The sequence below is a fragment of the Microbacterium sp. NPDC096154 genome (genome assembly GCF_040302945.1).
In the GTDB taxonomy this organism is placed as follows: domain Bacteria; phylum Actinomycetota; class Actinomycetes; order Actinomycetales; family Microbacteriaceae; genus Microbacterium.
The window spans coordinates 104,772-124,585 of sequence record NZ_JBEOSM010000007.1; the positions used below are offsets into that span (position 1 = coordinate 104,772).

The following is a 19,814-nucleotide window of genomic DNA, read 5'->3' on the forward strand; positions in this document are numbered from 1 at the left end:
GCGCGCGCGGTCCGCTCAGAGCAGACCGTGCTCGCGCGCCACGCGCAGCATGTCCGAGCGACGCGAGACGCCGAGCTTGCGGTAGATCGAGCGCAGCTGCGTCTTGACCGTGTTGGCCGAGACGTCAAGCCGGACGGCGACATCCTGCACCGAACGGTGCGCCCCCATGGCCTCGACCACACGCAGCTCCTGCGCCGTCAGCGGCGCGGGAGCGGCGACGGGCTCGGGGCGGCGCATGGCGTGCGTGCGCAGCGCGGCGAGGCTCGGGCTGTGCGCTCGCCCCTCGAGCAGCGTGAGCAGCGCCTCGTGGTCGGCCGTCGAGATGAGGCCCAGCGCCACGGGCAGCCCGTTGCGGTCGGCCAGATCGACGGCGCGACCGAACGCCTGCCCGGCCGCGTCGGGCGATCCCGACCGGAGCCGCACGGCCGCGATCGTGGCCCAGGCCTCGACCGCGAAGCGTGGCATGGCACCGCCCTCCTCGATGGCCGCCATGGCCGCGAGCTCGGCCCCGCGCAGGTCGCCGCGCTGCAGCAGGGCGGTGCCGCGCCGCGCCTCGGCGTACAGCGGCAGCCGGCCGCCCGGGGCCGAAGCGAGCAGACGCAGCGCCTGGGAGGGGCGCTGCTCGAGCAGCAGGCGGTACGACTCGGCGTAGGCCAGAGCCCCGCTGTTGAGCGGTGCGCTGCGCGCACCCTCCGGCGACGCCTCGCACACGCGCGCGAGCTCCTCCCGGCTGCGCGCGATGGCGGTGCCGCCCAGATGCACCGCGTACATCGTGGCGGCGCCGGCGACGAGGATGCGGTGGTCGTAGAGGTGGTCGCCCGACAGCGTCGCCACGGTCTCCAGCGCGCCCTCGAAGTCGAGGGCGTCGCTGCGCCGCATCGAGCGCGCCAGGCGGGCGGGCGTCGTGGTCTCCCGCTGCCCGGCCGCGGCGCTCATGAACGACGCGCGCTCCATCCACTGCGCCGTGCTGTCGGCCCGACCGGCGAACGCGTGCAGCCAGGCGAGCTCGGCGGCGCAGCGCGAGGCGATCTCGCGATCATCGCAGGCCACGGCCCACGAGAACGTCTCCTCGAGCTGAGACTCGGGATGCGTCTCCCAGCCGGCGCGCGCCACGGGCCCTCCGACGACGAACGCGAGGGCCCATTCGAACATGAGCCGGGGGGCGGATGCAGGCGCTTCGACGGCGGTGCGCGTGCGACGGAAGATGTCGCGTGCCTCGAACGCGCACTCGAGCGCCCGGGCGATGTCTCCCGAGATGCGAGCCGTGCGGCTGAGGGCCGTGAGATCGGCGATCCTCTGCCACGCGGGGTGGGCCGGGGGCCGGGCGGCGCGCCCCGGCGGCGGCGCCGGGCGGTACGGCGTGTGCGCCTGCAGCTGCTGCCACCGCGCACGCCCGGCGATCAGCTCGGCCGGCACGGCCTCGGCGATCACGCGCAGCACCGTCGCACGCGAGTCCAGCAGGGCGTCCCAGTTGTCCTCGGCCAGCGCGACGGCCCGCTGCCACTGCGCGTCCGCCAGCGCGAGGTAGGCCTGGGCGACGAGCGGGTCGGGGCTCACAGCAGGCCCCGCTCGCGTGCGACGAGGAGAAGCGCCTGCCGGTCGTGCACGCCCAGCTTGCGGTACAGCGATCGCAGCTGCGTCTTGACGGTGTTCGCTGACACGGTCAGGCGCCGCGCGGCCTCGGGCACCGTCACTCCCTCGGCCAGCACGCCCAGCACCGTCCGCTCGCGCGCCGTCAGCCGCTCGTCTTTCCCGCCGGCGGGGAACGCGATGCGGGCCTCGGCGACAGCGAGGGCGAGCTGCGCGCGTTCATCGTGCGCGGGCAGCAGGTCGGCCAGCTCGCGCAGCTCGGACGGCGGCAGGATCGCGAGGCCCACCAGCAGGCGGTTGTCCGCGACGAGGTCGAGGGCGTCGGCGAATGTCCCGGCCGCCTCGGCACGCTTCCCGCGCCGGAGCAGGACGGCGGCACGCACGACGAGCGCATCCACCCGCATGCGCGGCCAGGGCGTGCCCTCGGCGGCATATCTCGTGGCGATGGCGTATGCCCGGTCGTGCTCGCCGAGCTGATAGAGCACCGCGGCGGCGCGCCCCGATTCGATCGGGCGCTCATCCGCCCTGGCGCTCTGGACCCCCTGCACGGCGTGCAGGGCGCGTTCGCCGTGGCCCGTCCGCAGATGCAGGCGTGCGCGTGCGACGGCGATCATGTTCGCGTTGAGGTCGGCCGACGACCAGCCGTCATGGAACGCCTCGACGTCGGCCTGCAGCTGCGCCAGGATCGTCGCGGGGTCGAGGTCGGGATCGTGCGCGTCGATCATGCTCCGCACGGCGCACCGCAGCAGCTCGTGCTCGTGCGCGTCGCCGACGGCCTCGAGCTCGGCGCGGGCGCCGACGAGGTCGAGCTCGCTGAGCAGCAGGTGGGCGCGGGCGATGCGGTCGGTGCGGCGCGTCTGCTGCACGGCCGGGTTCGCGGCGCGCAGCTGCTCGATCAGACGCAGCCATCCCAGCGCCTGGCCGCGATGACCGGCGAAGGTGACGAGCCACGCCAGCTCAGCGGCGGCGTTGATCGCCGCCCGGGGATGGTCGAGCTGCTCGGCCCAGTCGAACGACTGCTCGAACAACCCGATGGCCTCGTCGCCGCGTCCCGCGAACATGGCCACCAGGCCCCACTCGTGGTGCATCTCGGCCAGCGCGCAGCTCGCGCCCTCGCGCTCGGCGGGCGTGCTGGCCGCCAGCTGACGCCGCGCGCGCTGGACCCACGCCAGCGCCTCGTCGAGGCGTCCCGCCGAGCGGGCCGCGGAGGCATGGGCCGTGTGCACCGCCAGGCGATCGAACAGGTTCGCATCGGGTGCGAGCGGCGGCAGCGATGCGGCCCACATCGTGGGGCGCAGCCGGCCCAGGAAGGTGTGGGCCAGCGAGAGCTTCACGACGGCCCACGCCGGTCGGCGGGCCAGCACCTCGTCGGGCAGCGAATCGGCCACGGCGCGCTTGACCTCGCGGCGGAAGCTCGTGACGAACGCCCAGTGCCGCTCGCTCAGGTCGATCGCCTCGTCGTAGTCGCCGGTCGCGAGCGCGCGGAAGATCGCGCTGACACGGGGATCCTCCCCCACCATCGTCGACATCCGATTCGTCCTCCGAGCGAAGGGTCGCACGCCCGCTCCGCACGGCCATTCTGTCCGCAGTTCCGCACGGGAAGGGCATCCGCGCCGACGGCGGGTACCTCCGTCGCGGGCGCCGCCGCCAGACAGAGCGAGACCCCCTCGCGATCGCGACGATCTCGAGGGGGTCTCGGGTGGTGCACCCCCAGGGACTTGAACCCTGAACCCACTGATTAAGAGTCAGTTGCTCTGCCGATTGAGCTAGAGGTGCATGATCCGGAGGTTTTTCACTCTCGCGAACCGAGGGACTACGTTACCAGGCACTGCGCTCGGGCGCGAATCGGGGCCAGAACCGCGCCTTCCGGGCGTGTCACACAGAATTCGCCCTCGTGGGGATCGCACCGCGCGGGGATAAGATAGCCGCCCCCGCATACGACGCAGACGACCGCCCCTCCCCCTCCCCCCGAAGGCAACCGCAGGCATCCCCCGGAAGGCAGTCACGTGGCCGCTCTCATCCACATCCTCGTGAGGCAGGGTGCGCTGCCGCGCGAGCGCGCGCTGCAGCTGGCCGGCTCGGAGCGGGACGAGCTGCAGCGCCTGCGCGAGCTGCTCGAGTCGGGCGAGCTGTCGGAGCAGGCGTTCGCGCGGGCCCGGGCGGTGCAGTTCGGTGTGCCGTTCGTGCAGCTCGAGGAGGAGAGCGGCGACCCCGAGCTGCTGTCGCGGCTGTCGGTGTCGTTCGCGCACGCCAATGAGATCGCCCCGCTGTCGGTGCGCGACGGCTCGCGGCTGGTGCTCGCGATGGCGAACCCCGAGAACGTCGTGGCGCTCGATGACGTGCGCGTGGCGTACGGCATGCCCGTGACGATCGTGGTGGCCACGGCCAGCGACATCCACGCGTACATCGACCGGCATCACCGCGCCGACGAGGAGCTCACGGCCCTGTCGACGAGCTTCGAGACGAGCGACGAGGACACCACCGACGACAGCACCTTCGTCGTCTCGGGCGGCGCGGGCGACGACGACGCGCCGATCGTGCGCTTCGTGAACCTCGTGCTGGGCCAGGGCATCCGCGACCGCGCGAGCGACATCCACATCGAGCCCACGGCCGACCGCGTGCGCGTGCGGTATCGCATCGACGGCGTGCTGCACGAGATGCCCAGCGCGCCGAAGTCGATCCAGTCGGGCGTGATCTCGCGCCTGAAGATCATGAGCGACATCGACATCGCCGAGCGGCGCATCCCCCAGGACGGCCGCATCTCGGTGCAGCACGAGGGGCGCAAGGTCGACCTGCGCGTCGCCACGCTGCCCACGGTGTGGGGCGAGAAGATCGTCATGCGCATCCTCGACCAGTCGGGCACGGCGCTGTCGCTCGAGAGTCTCAACCTGTCGCGGCGCAACCTCGAGACCTACCGTGCGGCGTACACCAAGCCGTACGGGATGATCCTGGTCACCGGTCCGACCGGCTCGGGCAAGTCGACCACCCTGTACTCGACCGTGAGCGAGCTCGCCAAGCCCGAGGTGAACGTCATCACCATCGAGGATCCGGTGGAGTACCGGATGAACGGCGTGAACCAGGTGCAGATCAACACGCAGGCGGGCCTGACGTTCGCCAACGCGCTGCGCGCCATCCTGCGCTCCGACCCCGACGTGATGCTCGTGGGCGAGATCCGTGACGCCGAGACCGCGAACATCGCGATCGAGTCAGCCCTGACCGGCCACCTCGTGCTGTCGACCCTGCACACCAACGACGCGCCCAGCGCCGTGACCCGTCTGATCGAAATGGGCGTCGAGCCGTTCCTGGTGGGTTCGGCGCTGGATGTGGTGGTCGCGCAGCGACTGATCCGGCGCTTGTGCGACCGGTGCAAGCAGCCGGATGCCGTGACCGACGACGAGCTGGCCGTCAACGGGTTCCAGCGACCCGAGGGCGACGGCCGCCCCGTGTACCGCCCGGTGGGATGCCAGCACTGCGCCGAGACCGGATACCGCGGGCGCACGGCGATCCACGAGGTGATGGCCGTGACCGAGGAGATCGAGCGGCTGGCGGTCGCCCGGGCGTCGAGCACCGAGATCGCGCACACCGCGCGCAGCCAGGGCATGCACACGCTGCGCGAGGACGGCTGGCTCAAGGCCCTCGACGGCATCACCTCGATCGAGGAGATCCTGCGCGTCGTGGCGTAGCGGCCGCTCTCTCAGAACGGCGCGGGCTCGCCGATCGCGAGGTCGGGCATGGGGATGTCGTCGAGTGCCTGGAACCGGACGGCCGGCGTGGGCTGGTGGGCGTATCTGCGGCCGAGCGGGCTCGTCCAGTGGATGACCCCGCCGGGGCCCTGACTCATCTGCCAGGGCGTGTGGTGTTTCAGCCGGTGGTGCGATTCGCACAGGTGGGCGAGGTTGCCGACATCCGTGGGCCCGTGTTCGGCATGCGGGATGGTGTGGTCGATGTCGCACCGGGTGGCGGGCTGACGGCATCCAGGGAACCGGCAGTGCTCGTCGCGCGCTGCGAGGAACCGGCGCTGCGCCGCCGTCGGCGTGTACGTGTCGGCGGTGCGGAGGCATCCCGTGTCGCGGTCGGTGAACAACCGCACCCAGGTGGCGGTGTTGCCGGCGAGACGGCGAGCCGTGTCGGGGTCGACCGGGCCGTACCCGGCGAGGAACGCCGACTCGTCGCCGAGGCCGGTGACCGTGTCGACGGGGATGGTCACCTGCACGGTGGCCCTGATCGCATCCAGCCCCTCACCCGCAGTGGCGGTGCCGGTGAGCAGCAGGTCGGCGAGGAGATCGGCGCGGAGGTGATCGACCGTCCGGTCGTCACCATCGTCGGCGGTGCGTTTGAGGGTGCGGGCCATCTGGGTGAGCCGGTCATGCACCCCGAACGCGAGCACGGCGGGCAGGACCACCCGCAACTCACCCATCCCCTCCTCCAACGGGGTCACCCACACGCCCCGCTGGGTCATCGCCTCGGCGTGACGCTCGACCAGAGGCAGGGGTTCGATCTTGTCCGCGACGGTCTTCGCGAGCGAGCGCAACCGGCCCGCCGTCATCCTCTCCGCCCGCGTGAGCACGACCGTCTCGTACTCGGCGCGGGAATCGTCGTCCTCGATCCGCTCACCCGCCGCCACGACCACCCGGGCATGCTCCTGGCCGATCCGCCCCTCCTCGAGCGCGGCGAACGTCGCCGGGAACCGGGTCACCAGGGTCACCGCCTCGGCCATTCGCGCCCGGATCGTCCCATCCGGCACCCGCACTGCGGCGCCCACCTCGGCGGCCATCGACCGCGACGCGAACTCGTACTCCGACTCCGACCCGCTCCGCCGGGCCTGCACCGCCGCGACCTCCGCCAACCCCGCCAGCACGGCCGCAGCCCGGGCCTGGAGTCGCGAGATCTGCTGCTGCACATCCACGAACTCATCCAGCAACGCCCCGGCCCGCGCGCGCTCACCGGGCGTGGGAACCCACGAACCCGGAGCGGTCGCCTGCGTCGTCATACCCCCATCGTCCCAGCCACCACCGACATTCCCGACGCCACGAAACCGCCGACCCCGCACCCAATCCGCACCTGTGGACAACGCCCATCCGGCACCGCCTGTGGACGAGACACACGACCCGCAGGCGCCCGCGTGCCGGCGCCCCGTCCCGGTCAGCGCGGCAGCGTCCGCGGACGGCACGGATGCCCCGATACAGTGAGCCCGTGGACATGGTCTCCCCCGCCGCGTCCGAGCCCTCGTTCGGACGCCCCTACGCCCCGTCGTTCACCGTCGTCGACGCCCTGCACCGGGTGGTCGCCGACGGCGGCTCCGATCTGCACATCACGGCGGGCGTGCCGCCCATGATGCGCCTGCACGGGTCGCTGCGGCCGATCGACGACGCGCCGGTGTGGACATCCGACGACGTGCTGCGCGAAATCCGCACGCTGCTGACGCCCGCGCAGCGCGAGCAGTTCGAGTCGACGCACGAGCTCGACTTCGCGTACCCGCTGTCGCCGGGCGCGCGCTTCCGCGCGAACATCTACCAGCAGCGCGGCACGGCCGGCGCCGTGTTCCGATTCATCCCGACCAAGATCAAGTCGCTCGCCGAACTCGGCATGCCGCGCGCCATCCAGCGCTTCGCCGAGATGCCCCGCGGCCTGGTGCTGGTCACGGGCCCCACCGGATCGGGCAAGTCCACGACGCTCGCGGCGCTGATCGACCAGATCAACAAGACCCGCGCCGACCACATCATGACGATCGAGGATCCGATCGAGTTCCTGCACCCGCACCAGCGTTCGATCGTGAACCAGCGCGAGGTGGGTCACGACACGGCGTCGTTCCAGGTGGCGCTGCGCCAGGTGCTGCGACAGGACCCGGATGTCATCCTGATCGGCGAGATGCGCGACCTCGAGACGATCTCGGTCGCCCTCACCGCCGCCGAGACCGGTCACCTCGTGTTCGGCACGCTGCACACGCAGAGCGCGCCGCAGACGATCGACCGCATCATCGACGTGTTCCCGCCGCACCAGCAGCAGCAGGTGCGCACCCAGCTCGCGGCGACGCTGCGCGGCGTGGTCTGTCAGACGCTGGTGCCGGATGCGAGCGGCACCGGCCGCGTGGCCGCCACCGAGGTGCTGGTGATGACGCCGGCCGTGGCGAACCTCATCCGCGAGGAGCAGATGCACCAGATCCCCGGCGTGCTGCAGGCCGGGTCGATCCACGGCATGCACACGCTCGACCAGAACCTGGCCGAGCTGGTCGACGCCGGACGCATCACGTACGAGGCGGCCCAGGAGCGCGCGCAGGACAAGGACGGCTTCCGCCAGCTGGCCCGCCGCTCGACCTCGGGCGGCGCCGCCGAGCCCGACTACGGCGACCTGTACTCGCGTCGCAGCCGCAGGCAATGAGCAACGCGCAGGCGTTCGACTACGTCGGGCGCGACACCACCGGCAAGCGCCGCCGGGGCACGGTCGACGCCCCGAGCAAGGCCGCCGCGATGGTGCGCGTGCGTGAGATGGGCATCACGCCCGAGAAGGTCAGCGAGTCGAGCATCCTGACGCGGGAGCTCGAGTTCTCGTTCCTGCAGAAGAAGATCGGCCTGCGCGAGGTGTCGCTGGCCATCCGGCAGCTCTCGACCATGATCGACGCGGGCCTCACCCTGGTGCGGGGTCTGTCGATCATCGTCGGCCAGCTCGAGAACGCGCGGCTGCGCGACGTGTTCACCACGGTGCTGCGCGACATCGAGCGCGGCAGCCCCCTCTCGGACGCCTTCGCGAAGCGACCGGATGTCTTCCCCCCGCTTCTCGTACACCTGGTGCGCGCCGGTGAGGCCGGCGGATTCCTGGCGGAGTCGCTGAACTCGGCGGCCGACGCGTTCGACTCGGATCTCGAGATCCGCGACACGGTCAAGGCCGCACTGACCTATCCCGTGATCGTGCTGTGCGTCGCGGTGCTCGCCGTGATCGCCATGCTCATCTTCATCGTGCCGGTGTTCCAGAAGATGTTCGACGACCTCGGTGGCGAGCTGCCCCTGCCGACGCAGATCCTCGTCGTGCTGTCGCAGAACATGGTGTGGCTCGGGCCGCTGCTCGTCGTGCTTGCGGTCGGAGGGACGTTCTGGTTCCGCCGCTACGGGCACACCGACGCCGTGCGGCAGGCGATCGACACCGCGCGCAGCAAGATCCCTGTGCTCGGCCCCTTCTTCCGCAAGGCCGCGATCGCGCGCTTCACCCGCACACTGTCGACGACCCTCAGCGCCGGCGTGCCCATCCTGCAGGCCCTCGCGATCGTGAAGCAGACGGCGGGCAGCGCGTCGGTCGAAGACGCGGTCGGGCGCATCGCCGAGGGCGTGCGCCGCGGCCGATCGCTCGCCGCGCTCGTGGTCGCCGAGCCGATCTTCCCGCCGCTCGTGAGCCAGATGGTCGCGGTGGGAGAGGACACCGGCGCACTCGACGCCATGCTGAAACGCGTGGCCGATTTCACTGATCGGGAGGTCAAGCAGACAGCGCAGCGACTTACTGCGATGATCGAACCGGTCATGGTCGTCATCGTTGGAATCATCGTCGGCGGCATGATACTTTCCCTCTACCTGCCGATCTTCGGAGTTTTCGACCAGATCCAGCAGACGGGTTGACACCCACCCACCGGTTTCAGGGCGCAGAGATCCTCCCCCCGAATTCTTCGCCACCGCTGGGCGTGTCATTGCTGTTTCTGCCAGACTTTCTTCGACGCCGGCAGGTGTCTCAACACAGTCATATTTCCTGAACAGGAGCGCCCCCACATGTTCGCTGCCGCCCCCCGGACGACGAACCGCGTCATCGACGCACTGGTTCGCCGCCGCACCGAACTCAAGAACAACGACGAAAAGGGCTTCTCGCTCATCGAGCTGCTCGTCGTCGTCCTCATCATCGGCGTCCTCGCCGCGATCGCCATTCCGGTGTACCTGAGCTCGGTTGACAACGCCGAGAAGTCGGCCGTCAAGGCATCAGCGACGCAAGCGAAGTCAATCTTCGTCTCTGAGCTCTTTGCGAGCCCGAACGCCCCGCAGACCGCCGCAGGAACCGCCATCACGAAGGCAGCCGGCGACGGAATTACGATCACGACCGACCCTGCAGAGGTCACTGCCGACACTGACCCGGAGACCGTTGAGTTCGTTGCCACGGGCAACGGCTGGACGTACAACACGGGTACCGGCGGCGAGCCCACTGCGGTCGACTGATTATTGGCTGCTGTGCTGGCGCTGTGCTTGCCGCGCCAGCACAGCAACTAGTCGCGCCTGACGGTCCGAGAAGCACGATGCGCTTGCGCCGCGACGACGACAAGGGTTTCGGAATGGCCGAAGCCCTTGTTTCTATGCTCCTGCTTGCGGTCATCGCCGCCGCTTTCCTTCCATTGCTCGCGACGAGCCTGAAAGCCGCTACCGTCAACACCACTGTGACGACCGCCACTCAAGCGGTGAACGAGCAGCTGTCGACGATCTCTACGCGGGAGTTTCTCTGCAGTGAGATATCGCACTGGTTGACAGCAGGCACGATCACGCACAGCGATCCCCGTGGAGTGAAGACTTATCTGCACCGTACGGCAGGGGCAGGATGGCCGACTTGCTCAACAGGCGGAACGGTCACACTCACGGTGTCAGCAACTGATACCCCGGTCCTGGGAAGCCCCGAGACCACAGTTCTGACATCTGCCAGCACCATTGTCCGCGTCAAAGGACCATGACATGCGCGATCCGCACGACGATGGCTTCACCTTGGTCGAGCTATTAGTCTATGTCCTGCTACTCGGGGTGATTCTCGCAGCGGGATTCGGGTTGCTCGTCAACTCGCTTCGCGGTTCGACACTTGTGATGGCTTCTACCGCCGCCTCGAGGGATGGGCAGACGGTTGCGCGAACGATCAACGAGTCCATACGTAACGCCACGCATGTGACGGTGTCGTCGGACGGCCGCTTCTTCGTTGCCGCCACCCCGTCGCATACCTGCCACGGCTGGTATGCCGAGGGCGACGGCGACGTCTTCGCGCGCATCAGCGCGACCAAGATCCCACGACCGACCGGCCACAATCCGTCCGGATGGATGCACATCGCTTCGTCGATCAGCCCCGGGGAGGGCGACTCGCGCATCTTCATTCAGTCGGGCAGCGGCGTCGCCGTGCGGTTCACCGTCGCCACTGCAACCTCGCCGACACTCGTTGAGACGGTCTCCACTCCTCGCCTTTCATTGTCCGGAGTGAATCCGTGCGCTGTTTGATCCCTTCTCCTCACCGCGATGAACGTGGCTCTGCGCTGGTATCGGTCGTCGGCATTATTCTGGCGACTATCGTCATCGCCACAACTCTCTCGGCGATTACGATGCAGGCGCTCGAGCGCACAGACGAGACGCGGGACACGATTTCGGCAGAGTTCGCGGCCGAAGCGGGTGTCACCGTCGCACAAGCGGCGATCACCGCCAACACGTGCGCGGCTCACGGGCCGCTGTTCGAGAGCGGGGCCAGCGCTCCGCCGTACTACCGCACCGTCGTGCTCACTGGCGGCGGAAAGCGCTGCCCAGGCGATAGCGAGGAAGTACGCATCGTCTCCACCGGCTACTCCAGTGCTTCCGACTATCTCGCAAAGTCGGGCACCACCCGCAGCGTCGAAGCCGTCTACACCGGTCGACCCCAGTGGCTGGAGCCCAGCGGCGCAGCCGTATTCGCCTACAGCTCACAGGGCATGGGCGGCTCCGGCAAGCTGTTGGCGGAGAACGGCCTGGAGCCGAGCGTGCACGTCCGAGACGGCAACGTGATCTGCGACGGCGACAGCGGCGGTCAGGCCGACTGGGTCATCAACAACGGCGCCTTCGAGGCGCAGGGCTCATGCAACGTGTCGGGTGACGTGTGGGCCTCGAAGACCGCGACGCTCACAGGCAACCCCACGCTCGGCGGCGACCTGATCGCCGAGAACATCCTCTTCAACGGCGGCACGATCGGCGGCAGCACCTGGTCGCGGGTCGACACAACCATTGACTGGGGCGCGACGCTGAACGGCAATGCGACCTCAGCGCGCAACCTGACCTACAAGGGCGGCACGATCAAGGGCAACGGCTGGGTGAACGGCACCGCGCAGCTTAATCCCAGCAACGTCGATTTCCGCGGCCACCTCTATGCCAAGGCGATCACCGGCACCGGATCCGGCACGGTCGACGGCGGCCAAACCGTCACGTCAGTTGTCGGCGCGCCGAAGGCCCCCGATGTGCCGATCGTGGCCGACTGGATCGACCTGAAGTACGACACTGCGCGCTGGCCGGGGTTCACCCCGGTGGTGCTGTCGGGCACCTGCGACTACACAGCACTGAAGAATGCGATCGATGGACTGAACGGGCGGCCCGGACTGCTCGATGCGCGCAACTGCCTGGGCGCGCTCAAGGTCTCCGACTACCAGAAGCTGCCGGTTCCGGCCGATCTGGTGATCTACGCAAAGCAGTTCGACCTCGGGGGCAGCGGCGGCTTCGCTGGATCCAACGGCGCGCGGCTGTGGCTGGTCAACGCCGACCTGGGTGCCACCGTCAACAAGGTGCCCGACTGCGGCACGCAGTCGTTCAAGATCGGAGGAACCTTCTCCTTCGCCGGCCTCACCCTGATGATCTACTCGCCCTGCAAGGTCGTCATCGCCTCCAGTCTCTCCCTTCGCGGTCAGATCTTCGCCGGACAGGTCGACATCACCGGCGGCGCGACATTGACCTATGCGCCCTCCGGTCTGCCGGGCTATGACCTCGACACGGGAAAGCCTGTCGAGGAGAACCAGCCCCGCACGCTGACGTCGTACACGAACAGCTCGGCGCGTGCCGAGCAGTGGATCGCACCATGATCCCCCTCGTCGCGACCGGAGCCGGCGCCCTGGGCCTGGCCATCGGCTCGTTCCTCAACGTGGTCGCGTGGCGCGTGCCGCGCGGCGAGTCGATCGTGCTGCCGAACAGCGCCTGCCCGAAGTGCGGGCACGAGATCCGGCCCTACGACAACATCCCCGTTGTGTCGTGGCTCGCGCTGCGGGGGCGGTGCCGCGACTGCGCCGCGCCCATCTCGCCGCGCTACCCCATCGTCGAGGCGATCACCGGCGTGCTGTTCGTCGTGGTCGCCCTCGTCATGGGGCCGGCCGTCCTGGGGGCGCCCGGCGCGACCTCCGCGTGGGCCGCGGGCCTCGTCCTGGTCGCCTATCTCGCCCTCGCCGGGTTCGGCGTCGCCCTGGCGGCGATCGACCTCGACACGCACCGCCTGCCCCACGTGCTCGTCTACCCGCTCGCCACCACCGGGCTCATCCTGTTCGCCGCGGCTGCGTTGCTCAGCGGCGACGGGGCCGCCCTTCTGCGTGCCGTCGTCGGCGCCGCCGCCATGGGCGCAATCTACCTGGCGGTCGCCTTCGCCAAGGCCGGCGGCATGGGCATGGGCGACGTCAAGCTCGCCCTCGCCCTGGGGCTCTTCCTCGGGTGGGCAGGATGGGGCGCCCTCGCCGTCGGCTTCATCGCGGCCTTCGCGCTGGGAGCCGCCGTGGGCCTTGCTCTGATGGCCGCGCGGCGCATCGAGCGCAAGGGCGGCATCCCGTTCGGACCGTGGATGATCGTCGGCGCGTGGGTGGGCATCCTGTTCGGCAACCCCCTTGCCGGCTGGTATCTCGACTTGTTCGGGTTGGCGTGAGGCAAGGAAGGGAGGCGACGGCATGGCGAAGATGATCGGGCTCGACTTCGACAGCGACTCGGTGCGCGCCGCGGAGGTGTCGGGACTCGGCACGGCCGAGCCGCGCGTCGAGCGCTACGGCGAGGTGCGTCTGCCCCCGGGCGCGGTGGTCAACGGCGAGGTCGTGGAACCCAACACCGTGGCCGACGCGCTGCAGCGGCTGTGGCAGAGCGTCAAGTTCTCGACGCGCGCGGTCGCACTGGGTATCGGCAGCCACCGCGTGATCGCCCGCCCGCTCGTGGTCGAGGATGGGCGGCCAGAGCAGGTGCGCTCGGCGCTGCCGATGTACGCCGACGAGCTGCTGCCCTTCCCCACCGACGAAGCGCTGATGGACTTCTATCCGATCGAGCGGCCGGCCGACCAGCCCGGTCGCGTGCGCGGCCTGCTCGTCGCCGCCGCGCGCGACGCCGTCGACGACAACGTGCGCACCGTGCGCCGCGCCAAGCTGCACCCCGAGGCGGTGGACCTCGTGCCCTTCGCCCTCGCGCGAACCCACCTGCGCAACGCCAGCGCGCAGGGCACCGTGGGACTGGTCGAGGTCGGCTCATCCAGCACGAACGTGCTGATCGCCGTGCACGGCATCCCGCAGTTCCTGCGCATCATTCCCAGCGGCGGCGACGAGGTCACCCGCCACCTCGCCGCGCTCCTCGGGATCGAGGAGGAGGCCGCCGCCGACATGGTCGACGGCCGCGACGGCATGGCCCCCGACCGGGAGGCGCTGCTCGATGCCACCTCTCCCCTGGTCAACGCCATCGCCAACACGCTCGACTACTACGCCAACACGCACGCCGACGGCACTCTGCAGCACATCCTGCTCGCGGGGCGCTCGGCGGGCGTCCCCTATCTGCAGGATCAGCTGCAGGCCCGCATCCGGCGCATGGTGACTCCCGCCGACCCGCTGGAGGGCGTGCGGATCGGCAAAAAGGTCGACCCAGCGGTCATCCGCGGCGGATCGCCGGCGGTCGCGATCGGTCTGGCGATGGGGGCGGCCTCGTGAGCCTCGACGAGTCGCGCCCCATCGGGTTCTCGCTCGATCCGCGCATCCCGGATGACGCCCCCGTCTCGGCCCGGTCGACCTCGACACAGTCGATCCCGATCGTCACGGACGAGATCGGCGCCCAGCCCGGCGAGAACCGCCGCGCGCGTCGCGCGCGCCTGGGCGCATCCGGCGAGGTTCCCGTCGTGCAACCCCAGGCGCCTGACGTCGTCGGCATCGACGACCTCCTCGCGCCCGGTGCGGCCAGCGAGGTCGACGCCCCGGCACCGGCGCCGGCGAAGAAGGTCAAGAAAGCCAAGAAGGCCGCGGAGGACAGGCCCCACAAGACGTCCGGGCAGCCCAAGGCACCCAAGGGCACCCGGGCCGGCACGCCGTCGGCCCCGAAGCCCAAGCGGAATGCCGACCAGCTGCCGATCGGCGGTGTGCCCCGCGTCGACCTGCTTCCTCCCGAGCTGAAGGAAGCGCGCGCCTGGCGCCAGGCGCGCGGCCGTTCTTTGATCCTCCTCCTGTGCGCGGCGCTGATGGTGCTGGCAGGGGTCGCGGGCGCGACAGCGTGGGCGCGCGTCAATATCGACGCGCGCGACGCCGCACAGGCGCGCACCGATGAGCTGCTCTCGCTGCAGTCGCAGTTCACCGAAGTCAACGCGGTGCAGGGCGGCATCAACGCCGCCGAGCAGGCGCTCACGCAGGCCGGCGCGACGGATGTGCTCTGGGCGACCGTGCTGGATGATCTCAGGGCCACTCTGCCGTCGCAGGCGCGGGTCACGTCGCTGACCATCGAAGCTCCGAGCCCGGGGGCGCCTCTCGCCGCGCCGACCGATGTGCTGCAGTCGGGCGAACGCGCCGCCACCGTCACGTTCACCGCACTGACCGCGGAGGTGCCGGATGTCTCAGCCTGGGTGCGCGCCGTGGAGCGCATCGAGGGGGTCACGTTCGTGTCGCCTCGGGCATCGACCACGCTCGAGGACGAGCCGGGCTACACGGTGGAGATGGCCTTCGACCTGAGCACCGAGCGTCTCCGCACACCACCGGAGGCCGATGAAGGCGCGACCGAGGATGGCGCCGCGGGGGATGACGCCGAGGAGGGGACGCCGTGAACCGCGTTAAGCTGACTTACATCGTCTCGGCCATCCTCTGCGCTGGCCTGCTCGCGATCGGCTGGATCGTCGGCATCAGTCCCCTTATCGCCGGCGCATCGAGCGCCGACGCGGAGCGCGACCGGATCGTCGCCGACAACTCCGTGCTCGAGCTGCGCCTCGCCCAGCTCGGGCAGGTTCAGGCCGAGCTCGACGAGCACCGCGCCGAACTCGCCGACCTACGCCGTGCCATGCCTAGCGAGGGCGCCTACGACGCGTACCTCGACGAGATCTCTGGGCTCGCCCGCGGCACGGGCGTGGTGATCGACCGGATCACCTTCGGCGATGCCGCTCCCTTCGGCGCGACCGCCGGCGCCGCGCCGGCCCCAACCGATGCTGCCGGCGACGCGCCTGCCACGGAGGGCACGACTGATCCCGCCACGACCTCGGCCCCCACCGACCCATCCGGGGGGACTGCGGCCACCCCCGCGACGCCTGCCGTTGCGGGCGGCCTGCTGTCCATCCCCGTCCAGGTGGGTGTCACGGGGCCCGGCGATTCGGTGCGCCGCTTCATCGACGCGCTTCAGAGCGGCGACCGTTACACGCTCGTGAGCAAGGTGTCGCTCTCGTCCGAAGAGGACGCCGGCGACGTACTGGACGTCGCCGCGACCGCCCTGCTCGACGGCTTCGTCTGGGTGCTGCCCGAGTGACGCTGCCCCAGGTGTCTCTGCCCGGGTGATCCTGCGCACCGGCGGCTGCCCCACCGGACCCGCCGCGCCGGGGCGGCGGGCGGTGTCCGCGCCCGCCGTTATCCTGAACGGGTGACTTCCGCGGCGTCGGCCTCCCCCCTCTCGCACGGCGATCTCGACGCCGATCTGCAGCTCGCGCTGCGTCTCGCCGACGCGGCCGACGCCCAGACCCTGCCGCGTTTCGATGCGGCCGACCTCGACGTGTCGCGCAAGGCCGACCGCACGCACGTGACCGACGCCGACCTGGCCGCCGAGCGCGCAGTGCGCGAGCTGCTGACGCAGCACCGCCCCGGAGACGGCGTGTTCGGCGAGGAGTACGGCGCCGACGAGCCGAGCTCGCGCCGCTGGATCATCGACCCGATCGACGGAACCGCGAACTTCCTGCGCGGCGTGCCCGTGTGGGGCACGATGATCGGGCTGCAGATCGACGGCGTGATGCGCCTGGGCGTCGTCAGCTCGCCCGCGCTCGGCCGACGCTGGTGGGGAGCGCCCGGCCTCGGCGCGTGGACGAACGCCGACGGCGGCGAGCCCCGCGCCATCCGGGTGTCGGATGTCGCGACCCTCCACGACGCGAGCGTGAGCTTCCAGAGCATCGCGCAGTGGGATGACGCGGGTCACCTCGACGCGCTCGTCGCGCTCACGCGCCGCGTGTGGCGCGACCGCGCCTACGGCGACGTCTGGTCGTACATGCTGCTGGCCGAGGGGCGCCTCGAGATGGTCGGCGAGTTCGACGTCAAGGAGTACGACCTCGCCGCCGCGGCGGCCATCGTGACCGCGGCGGGAGGCCGGTTCTCGTCGTTCGCGGGCGAGCCCACCATCGCCGCCGGATCGGCCATCGCGACAAACGGCCTGCTGCATGACGCGATCCTCGAGGTGCTGCACGGCGCCGAGGGGCCCGCCCCCGTGGCACCCCCCGACACGGGGACCTCATGATCCCCGCACGCCGCGGGGCGGTCATCCTGCTCGCCATCGCGGCCGCGTTCACCCTCGCATCGTGCACGGGCACGGCACCCGACCCCAACCAGGGGCCGACGGCCATGCCGACGCACGACGAGAGCCCGAAGCCTGCCGATCCCGACGCCGAGCCGACGTGCGAGACCATCATCCCCGCATCGCTCGTCGCCGAGTTCGAGAGCTACGACATGGACGCGCAGCCCGAGGAGTTCCGCGTCGGCGAGCACATCGTCGACGGCGGCCTGCAGTGCACCTGGGGCAATCTCGAGGTCGCCACCGACCACGTGCAGCAGTACGGCTGGGCTCCGCTCGACGCGACGCGCGCCGCCGAGCTGCAGCAGTATCTCGCCGCCCAGGGCTGGGCGCGCGAAGAGGGAGCGGGCGTCGTCTACCTCACGGAAGACCCTGAGTTCGCGATGACCGTGGACGAGAACGGCTACGGCATGACGTACGAGTTCGGCGACGGCTACGTGCTGATGGCCGACACCAAGCAGGGCCTCAGCCTCATCACCTGGCGCTGAGCCGCCTCCCCGCCCCGGGCACAACTGCCCATCCGACCGTCTCCTCGCGCGCGCCCGTCCACCCCGCCAAGGTGCACACCGTCGCGGCGCGCTGCCGCTGAGCATTGCCGCGCGCCGCTTCGCGCGCCGCATCCCGCCGCCCCTGCTTGCATACGGCCCCGTCCCCGCGCGCCCGCATGCCACGTTCCCGCCGCCGGGTCAAGCCACAAGCGGAAACGGTGATTTGCGCGTTACATCGGAACCCCACGTTCGAGTGGAAACGGAGAGGAACACGATGTCGCAGAACTATGGTGCAGTGCCGCCGTCGTCGACGACCGACACCGGAACGTCGTCGGGCACGACCGAGACGGCGAAGCACGAGGCCTCGGAGGTCGCGGGTACGGCGAAGGCCGAGGCGGGCCACGTCGTGGACACCGCCAAGCAGGAGGCCAAGTCGGTCGCCCACGAGGCCAAGACCCAGGCGAAGCAGGTGTACGCGCAGACCCGCCAGGAGCTGAGCGACCAGGCCGCCAGCCAGCAGCAGCGCGTGGCCGACGGGCTGCGGTCGATCGGCGATGAGCTGCAGTCGCTCACCCGCAACGCCGAGAACCGCGGCATGGCCACGGAGTTCGTCGAGCAGGCCTCGGCCCGCATCAACGACGCCTCGTCGTGGCTGTCGCAGCGCGACCCGGGCAGCCTGCTGAACGAGGTCAAGTCGTTCGCGCGCCGCAAGCCCGGCATGTTCATCGCCGGGGCTCTGGTGGCCGGTGTGGTCGCCGGACGCCTCACGCGTGCGCTGACCGAGAACGCCAAGGACGAGCACGTCTCCGGCACGACGGGCGACTACGGCACGACCGGTGGCTACGGCGCGACGGGCGACTACGGGACGACCGGCGGCACCGGGTACGGCGCGACGGGCGCCACCGGATACGGGGCCACCGGCACGACCGGCGGTTCGGTCGGCGACAGCATGACGGGTGTCTACGGAGCGACGGCGACGAGCGGCTCGGCCGCGCAGCCCGCTCCGGGCGGCGAGGGAGCGGTGGGCCAGTTCGGCGCCGGCAGCCCCAGCCCGGCCGGCTCGGCCACGACCATCGGCGCGGGCGTCGACGCCACGGGCGAGTACCCCGAGGCGGGCCTCGACGAGCCGACCCCGATGTACGACCAGTCGCGCGCCGCCAACCCCGCTGCCGAGACGTCGATCGAGCAGGAGCCGCATGATGGCCGATGAACCGACCCCCTCGGAGCAGAAGGCGGCCAACACGTCGCTCGGAGATCTGCTCGGCGAGGTCACACGCGACATCTCGGTGCTCATGCGCCAGGAGATCGAGCTGGCGAAGGCCGAGCTGAAGGAGTCCGCGTCGAAGGCCGGGAAGGGCGCCGGGATGATGGGCGGCGCGGGATACGCGGCCCTCATGGCGGTCTTCTTCCTGTCGGTGGCCCTGTGGTGGGGCATCGGACAGCTCACCGGCCTGGGGTGGTCGGCCGTGATCGTCGCCCTGCTGTGGGCCGTGATCGCCGCCGTGCTGTTCCTGGTGGGACGCAATCAGATCAAGGAAGTGAAGGGTGCTCCGCGCACGGTGGAGACCCTCGGGGAGATCCCCGACGCCCTGAAGAGGAATGAGGAGAACCGATGACCGATTCGCCGGAGGCGATCCGCGCCGACATCGAGCGCACTCGCCGTGAACTCAGCTATGACACCGACGCCCTGGTCGACAAGGTGACGCCCTCCAAGATCGCGCACCGCCAGACCGACAAGATCAAGGGCGCCTTCAGCTCGGTGCGCGAGCGCGTCATGGGCGCCGCCGACAGCGCGGGCAGCTCGCTGCACGGCAGCGGCTCGTCGATGGCGGGCAACGTCTCGGACGCCACCCACCGCGTGGCGGCGAAGGCCGAGGGCAATCCGCTCGCCGTCGGCCTCATGGCGTTCGCCGCGGGCCTGGTCGTCTCGTCGCTGATCCCCGCGTCCTCCAAGGAGAAGGAGCTCGCCGAGGGCGTCAAGGACCAGGCGCAGCCCCTGGTCGACGAGGCGAAGCAGGTGGCTCAGCAGGTGGGTCAGGACCTGAAGGAACCGGTGAAGGACGCCGCGACCGCTGTCAAGGACACCGCCTCCGACGCGGCCTCGAACGTGCAGTCCGACGCGCAGGATGCCGCCGGCACCGTGCGCGACCGCGCCGACGAGGCGCGCGGCAACGTCAGTGGCGGCTGACGCATGAATGCGGGCGGGGCGGCGGCCGGACCGCCGCCCCGCTCGCGTTCCCACCGACGT

General features: G+C 70.5%; 19 protein-coding genes and 1 tRNA gene. 16 read left to right on the plus strand and 4 right to left on the minus strand.

The features are described from left to right. Positions 1 to 15: 15 nt before the first annotated feature. The 3 genes from ABTW64_RS11100 to ABTW64_RS11110 form a co-directional block, all read right to left on the minus strand. Positions 16 to 1,557, minus strand: coding sequence for a LuxR C-terminal-related transcriptional regulator (locus ABTW64_RS11100; protein ID WP_350622335.1), 1,542 nt, complete (start codon positions 1,555 to 1,557; stop codon positions 16 to 18). Continuing rightward, positions 1,554 to 3,119, minus strand: coding sequence for a LuxR C-terminal-related transcriptional regulator (locus tag ABTW64_RS11105; protein WP_350622337.1), 1,566 nt, complete (start codon positions 3,117 to 3,119; stop codon positions 1,554 to 1,556). The genes ABTW64_RS11100 and ABTW64_RS11105 overlap by 4 nt, the downstream gene beginning before the upstream one ends. A gap of 171 nt (positions 3,120 to 3,290) precedes the next feature. Further along, a tRNA-Lys gene (locus ABTW64_RS11110) sits at positions 3,291 to 3,366 on the minus strand. Between the two features lie 230 nt (positions 3,367 to 3,596). Here ABTW64_RS11110 and ABTW64_RS11115 point away from each other — a divergent pair. Further along, complete coding sequence (locus tag ABTW64_RS11115) at positions 3,597 to 5,273, plus strand: GspE/PulE family protein (RefSeq protein ID WP_502892327.1); 1,677 nt, start codon at positions 3,597 to 3,599, stop codon at positions 5,271 to 5,273. Positions 5,274 to 5,284: 11 nt separating this feature from the next. Here ABTW64_RS11115 and ABTW64_RS11120 read toward each other — a convergent pair whose 3' ends face one another. Continuing rightward, complete coding sequence (locus tag ABTW64_RS11120; RefSeq protein WP_350622339.1) at positions 5,285 to 6,580, minus strand: HNH endonuclease signature motif containing protein; 1,296 nt, start codon at positions 6,578 to 6,580, stop codon at positions 5,285 to 5,287. A gap of 209 nt (positions 6,581 to 6,789) precedes the next feature. Here ABTW64_RS11120 and ABTW64_RS11125 point away from each other — a divergent pair, with 209 nt between their 5' ends. From ABTW64_RS11125 to ABTW64_RS11195, 15 genes are all read left to right on the plus strand, one after another. Further along, positions 6,790 to 7,968, plus strand: coding sequence for a type IV pilus twitching motility protein PilT (locus tag ABTW64_RS11125; RefSeq protein ID WP_350622520.1), 1,179 nt, complete (start codon positions 6,790 to 6,792; stop codon positions 7,966 to 7,968). Then, on the plus strand, positions 7,965 to 9,194 hold the full coding sequence (locus ABTW64_RS11130) for a type II secretion system F family protein (RefSeq protein ID WP_350622341.1): 1,230 nt from the start codon (positions 7,965 to 7,967) through the stop codon (positions 9,192 to 9,194). Before ABTW64_RS11125 ends, ABTW64_RS11130 begins: the two co-directional genes overlap by 4 nt. Positions 9,195 to 9,341: 147 nt before the next feature. Continuing rightward, positions 9,342 to 9,779, plus strand: a complete 438-nt coding sequence (locus tag ABTW64_RS11135) for a type IV pilin protein (protein WP_350622343.1) — start codon at positions 9,342 to 9,344, stop codon at positions 9,777 to 9,779. Positions 9,780 to 9,856: 77 nt separating this feature from the next. Then, positions 9,857 to 10,282 carry a hypothetical protein gene (locus ABTW64_RS11140; protein ID WP_350622345.1) on the plus strand — a complete coding sequence of 142 codons (426 nt, stop codon included), beginning with the start codon at positions 9,857 to 9,859 and terminating at the stop codon, positions 10,280 to 10,282. A 1-nt stretch (position 10,283) separates the two neighbouring features. Beyond that, a complete protein-coding gene (locus ABTW64_RS11145) occupies positions 10,284 to 10,811 on the plus strand; it encodes a prepilin-type N-terminal cleavage/methylation domain-containing protein (RefSeq protein WP_350622347.1) in 528 nt (175 codons plus the stop codon). Next, positions 10,799 to 12,406 (plus strand): hypothetical protein, encoded by a 1,608-nt coding sequence (locus tag ABTW64_RS11150; protein WP_350622349.1) that lies wholly within the window; start codon positions 10,799 to 10,801, stop codon positions 12,404 to 12,406. Before ABTW64_RS11145 ends, ABTW64_RS11150 begins: the two co-directional genes overlap by 13 nt. Continuing rightward, on the plus strand, positions 12,403 to 13,230 hold the full coding sequence (locus ABTW64_RS11155; protein WP_350622351.1) for a prepilin peptidase: 828 nt from the start codon (positions 12,403 to 12,405) through the stop codon (positions 13,228 to 13,230). Before ABTW64_RS11150 ends, ABTW64_RS11155 begins: the two co-directional genes overlap by 4 nt. Before the next feature lie 22 nt (positions 13,231 to 13,252). Then, the gene (pilM, locus tag ABTW64_RS11160) at positions 13,253 to 14,266 is read left to right on the plus strand and encodes a type IV pilus biogenesis protein PilM (protein WP_350622353.1); all 1,014 of its coding nucleotides are present in this window, start codon (positions 13,253 to 13,255) and stop codon (positions 14,264 to 14,266) included. Beyond that, on the plus strand, positions 14,263 to 15,363 hold the full coding sequence (locus tag ABTW64_RS11165; RefSeq protein ID WP_350622355.1) for a PilN domain-containing protein: 1,101 nt from the start codon (positions 14,263 to 14,265) through the stop codon (positions 15,361 to 15,363). The genes pilM and ABTW64_RS11165 overlap by 4 nt, the downstream gene beginning before the upstream one ends. After that, positions 15,360 to 16,052 carry a hypothetical protein gene (locus tag ABTW64_RS11170; RefSeq protein WP_350622356.1) on the plus strand — a complete coding sequence of 231 codons (693 nt, stop codon included), beginning with the start codon at positions 15,360 to 15,362 and terminating at the stop codon, positions 16,050 to 16,052. The genes ABTW64_RS11165 and ABTW64_RS11170 overlap by 4 nt, the downstream gene beginning before the upstream one ends. Positions 16,053 to 16,163: 111 nt before the next feature. Further along, positions 16,164 to 17,024 carry an inositol monophosphatase family protein gene (locus ABTW64_RS11175; protein WP_350622357.1) on the plus strand — a complete coding sequence of 287 codons (861 nt, stop codon included), beginning with the start codon at positions 16,164 to 16,166 and terminating at the stop codon, positions 17,022 to 17,024. Beyond that, positions 17,021 to 17,566, plus strand: a complete 546-nt coding sequence (locus ABTW64_RS11180) for a hypothetical protein (RefSeq protein WP_350622359.1) — start codon at positions 17,021 to 17,023, stop codon at positions 17,564 to 17,566. The genes ABTW64_RS11175 and ABTW64_RS11180 overlap by 4 nt, the downstream gene beginning before the upstream one ends. Positions 17,567 to 17,840: 274 nt before the next feature. Then, positions 17,841 to 18,776 (plus strand): hypothetical protein, encoded by a 936-nt coding sequence (locus ABTW64_RS11185; protein ID WP_350622361.1) that lies wholly within the window; start codon positions 17,841 to 17,843, stop codon positions 18,774 to 18,776. Continuing rightward, complete coding sequence (locus tag ABTW64_RS11190; protein ID WP_350622363.1) at positions 18,766 to 19,182, plus strand: phage holin family protein; 417 nt, start codon at positions 18,766 to 18,768, stop codon at positions 19,180 to 19,182. Before ABTW64_RS11185 ends, ABTW64_RS11190 begins: the two co-directional genes overlap by 11 nt. Next, positions 19,179 to 19,754, plus strand: a complete 576-nt coding sequence (locus tag ABTW64_RS11195; protein ID WP_350622365.1) for a DUF3618 domain-containing protein — start codon at positions 19,179 to 19,181, stop codon at positions 19,752 to 19,754. The genes ABTW64_RS11190 and ABTW64_RS11195 overlap by 4 nt, the downstream gene beginning before the upstream one ends. Positions 19,755 to 19,814 lie beyond the last annotated feature (60 nt).

What these genes read in the sequence shown, in the direction of transcription:
- ABTW64_RS11130 (WP_350622341.1), top strand. Translation starts at nt 7,965, where the DNA reads ATGAGCAACGCGCAGGCGTTCGACTACGTCGGGCGCGACACCACCGGC.
- ABTW64_RS11190 (WP_350622363.1), top strand. Translation starts at nt 18,766, where the DNA reads ATGGCCGATGAACCGACCCCCTCGGAGCAGAAGGCGGCCAACACGTCG.
- pilM (WP_350622353.1), top strand. Translation starts at nt 13,253, where the DNA reads ATGGCGAAGATGATCGGGCTCGACTTCGACAGCGACTCGGTGCGCGCC.
- ABTW64_RS11140 (WP_350622345.1), top strand. Translation starts at nt 9,857, where the DNA reads ATGCGCTTGCGCCGCGACGACGACAAGGGTTTCGGAATGGCCGAAGCC.
- ABTW64_RS11195 (WP_350622365.1), top strand. Translation starts at nt 19,179, where the DNA reads ATGACCGATTCGCCGGAGGCGATCCGCGCCGACATCGAGCGCACTCGC.
- ABTW64_RS11135 (WP_350622343.1), top strand. Translation starts at nt 9,342, where the DNA reads ATGTTCGCTGCCGCCCCCCGGACGACGAACCGCGTCATCGACGCACTG.
- ABTW64_RS11155 (WP_350622351.1), top strand. Translation starts at nt 12,403, where the DNA reads ATGATCCCCCTCGTCGCGACCGGAGCCGGCGCCCTGGGCCTGGCCATC.
- ABTW64_RS11125 (WP_350622520.1), top strand. Translation starts at nt 6,790, where the DNA reads ATGGTCTCCCCCGCCGCGTCCGAGCCCTCGTTCGGACGCCCCTACGCC.
- ABTW64_RS11180 (WP_350622359.1), top strand. Translation starts at nt 17,021, where the DNA reads ATGATCCCCGCACGCCGCGGGGCGGTCATCCTGCTCGCCATCGCGGCC.
- ABTW64_RS11145 (WP_350622347.1), top strand. Translation starts at nt 10,284, where the DNA reads ATGCGCGATCCGCACGACGATGGCTTCACCTTGGTCGAGCTATTAGTC.
- ABTW64_RS11185 (WP_350622361.1), top strand. Translation starts at nt 17,841, where the DNA reads ATGTCGCAGAACTATGGTGCAGTGCCGCCGTCGTCGACGACCGACACC.
- ABTW64_RS11105 (WP_350622337.1), bottom strand. Translation starts at nt 3,119, where the DNA reads ATGTCGACGATGGTGGGGGAGGATCCCCGTGTCAGCGCGATCTTCCGC.
- ABTW64_RS11120 (WP_350622339.1), bottom strand. Translation starts at nt 6,580, where the DNA reads ATGACGACGCAGGCGACCGCTCCGGGTTCGTGGGTTCCCACGCCCGGT.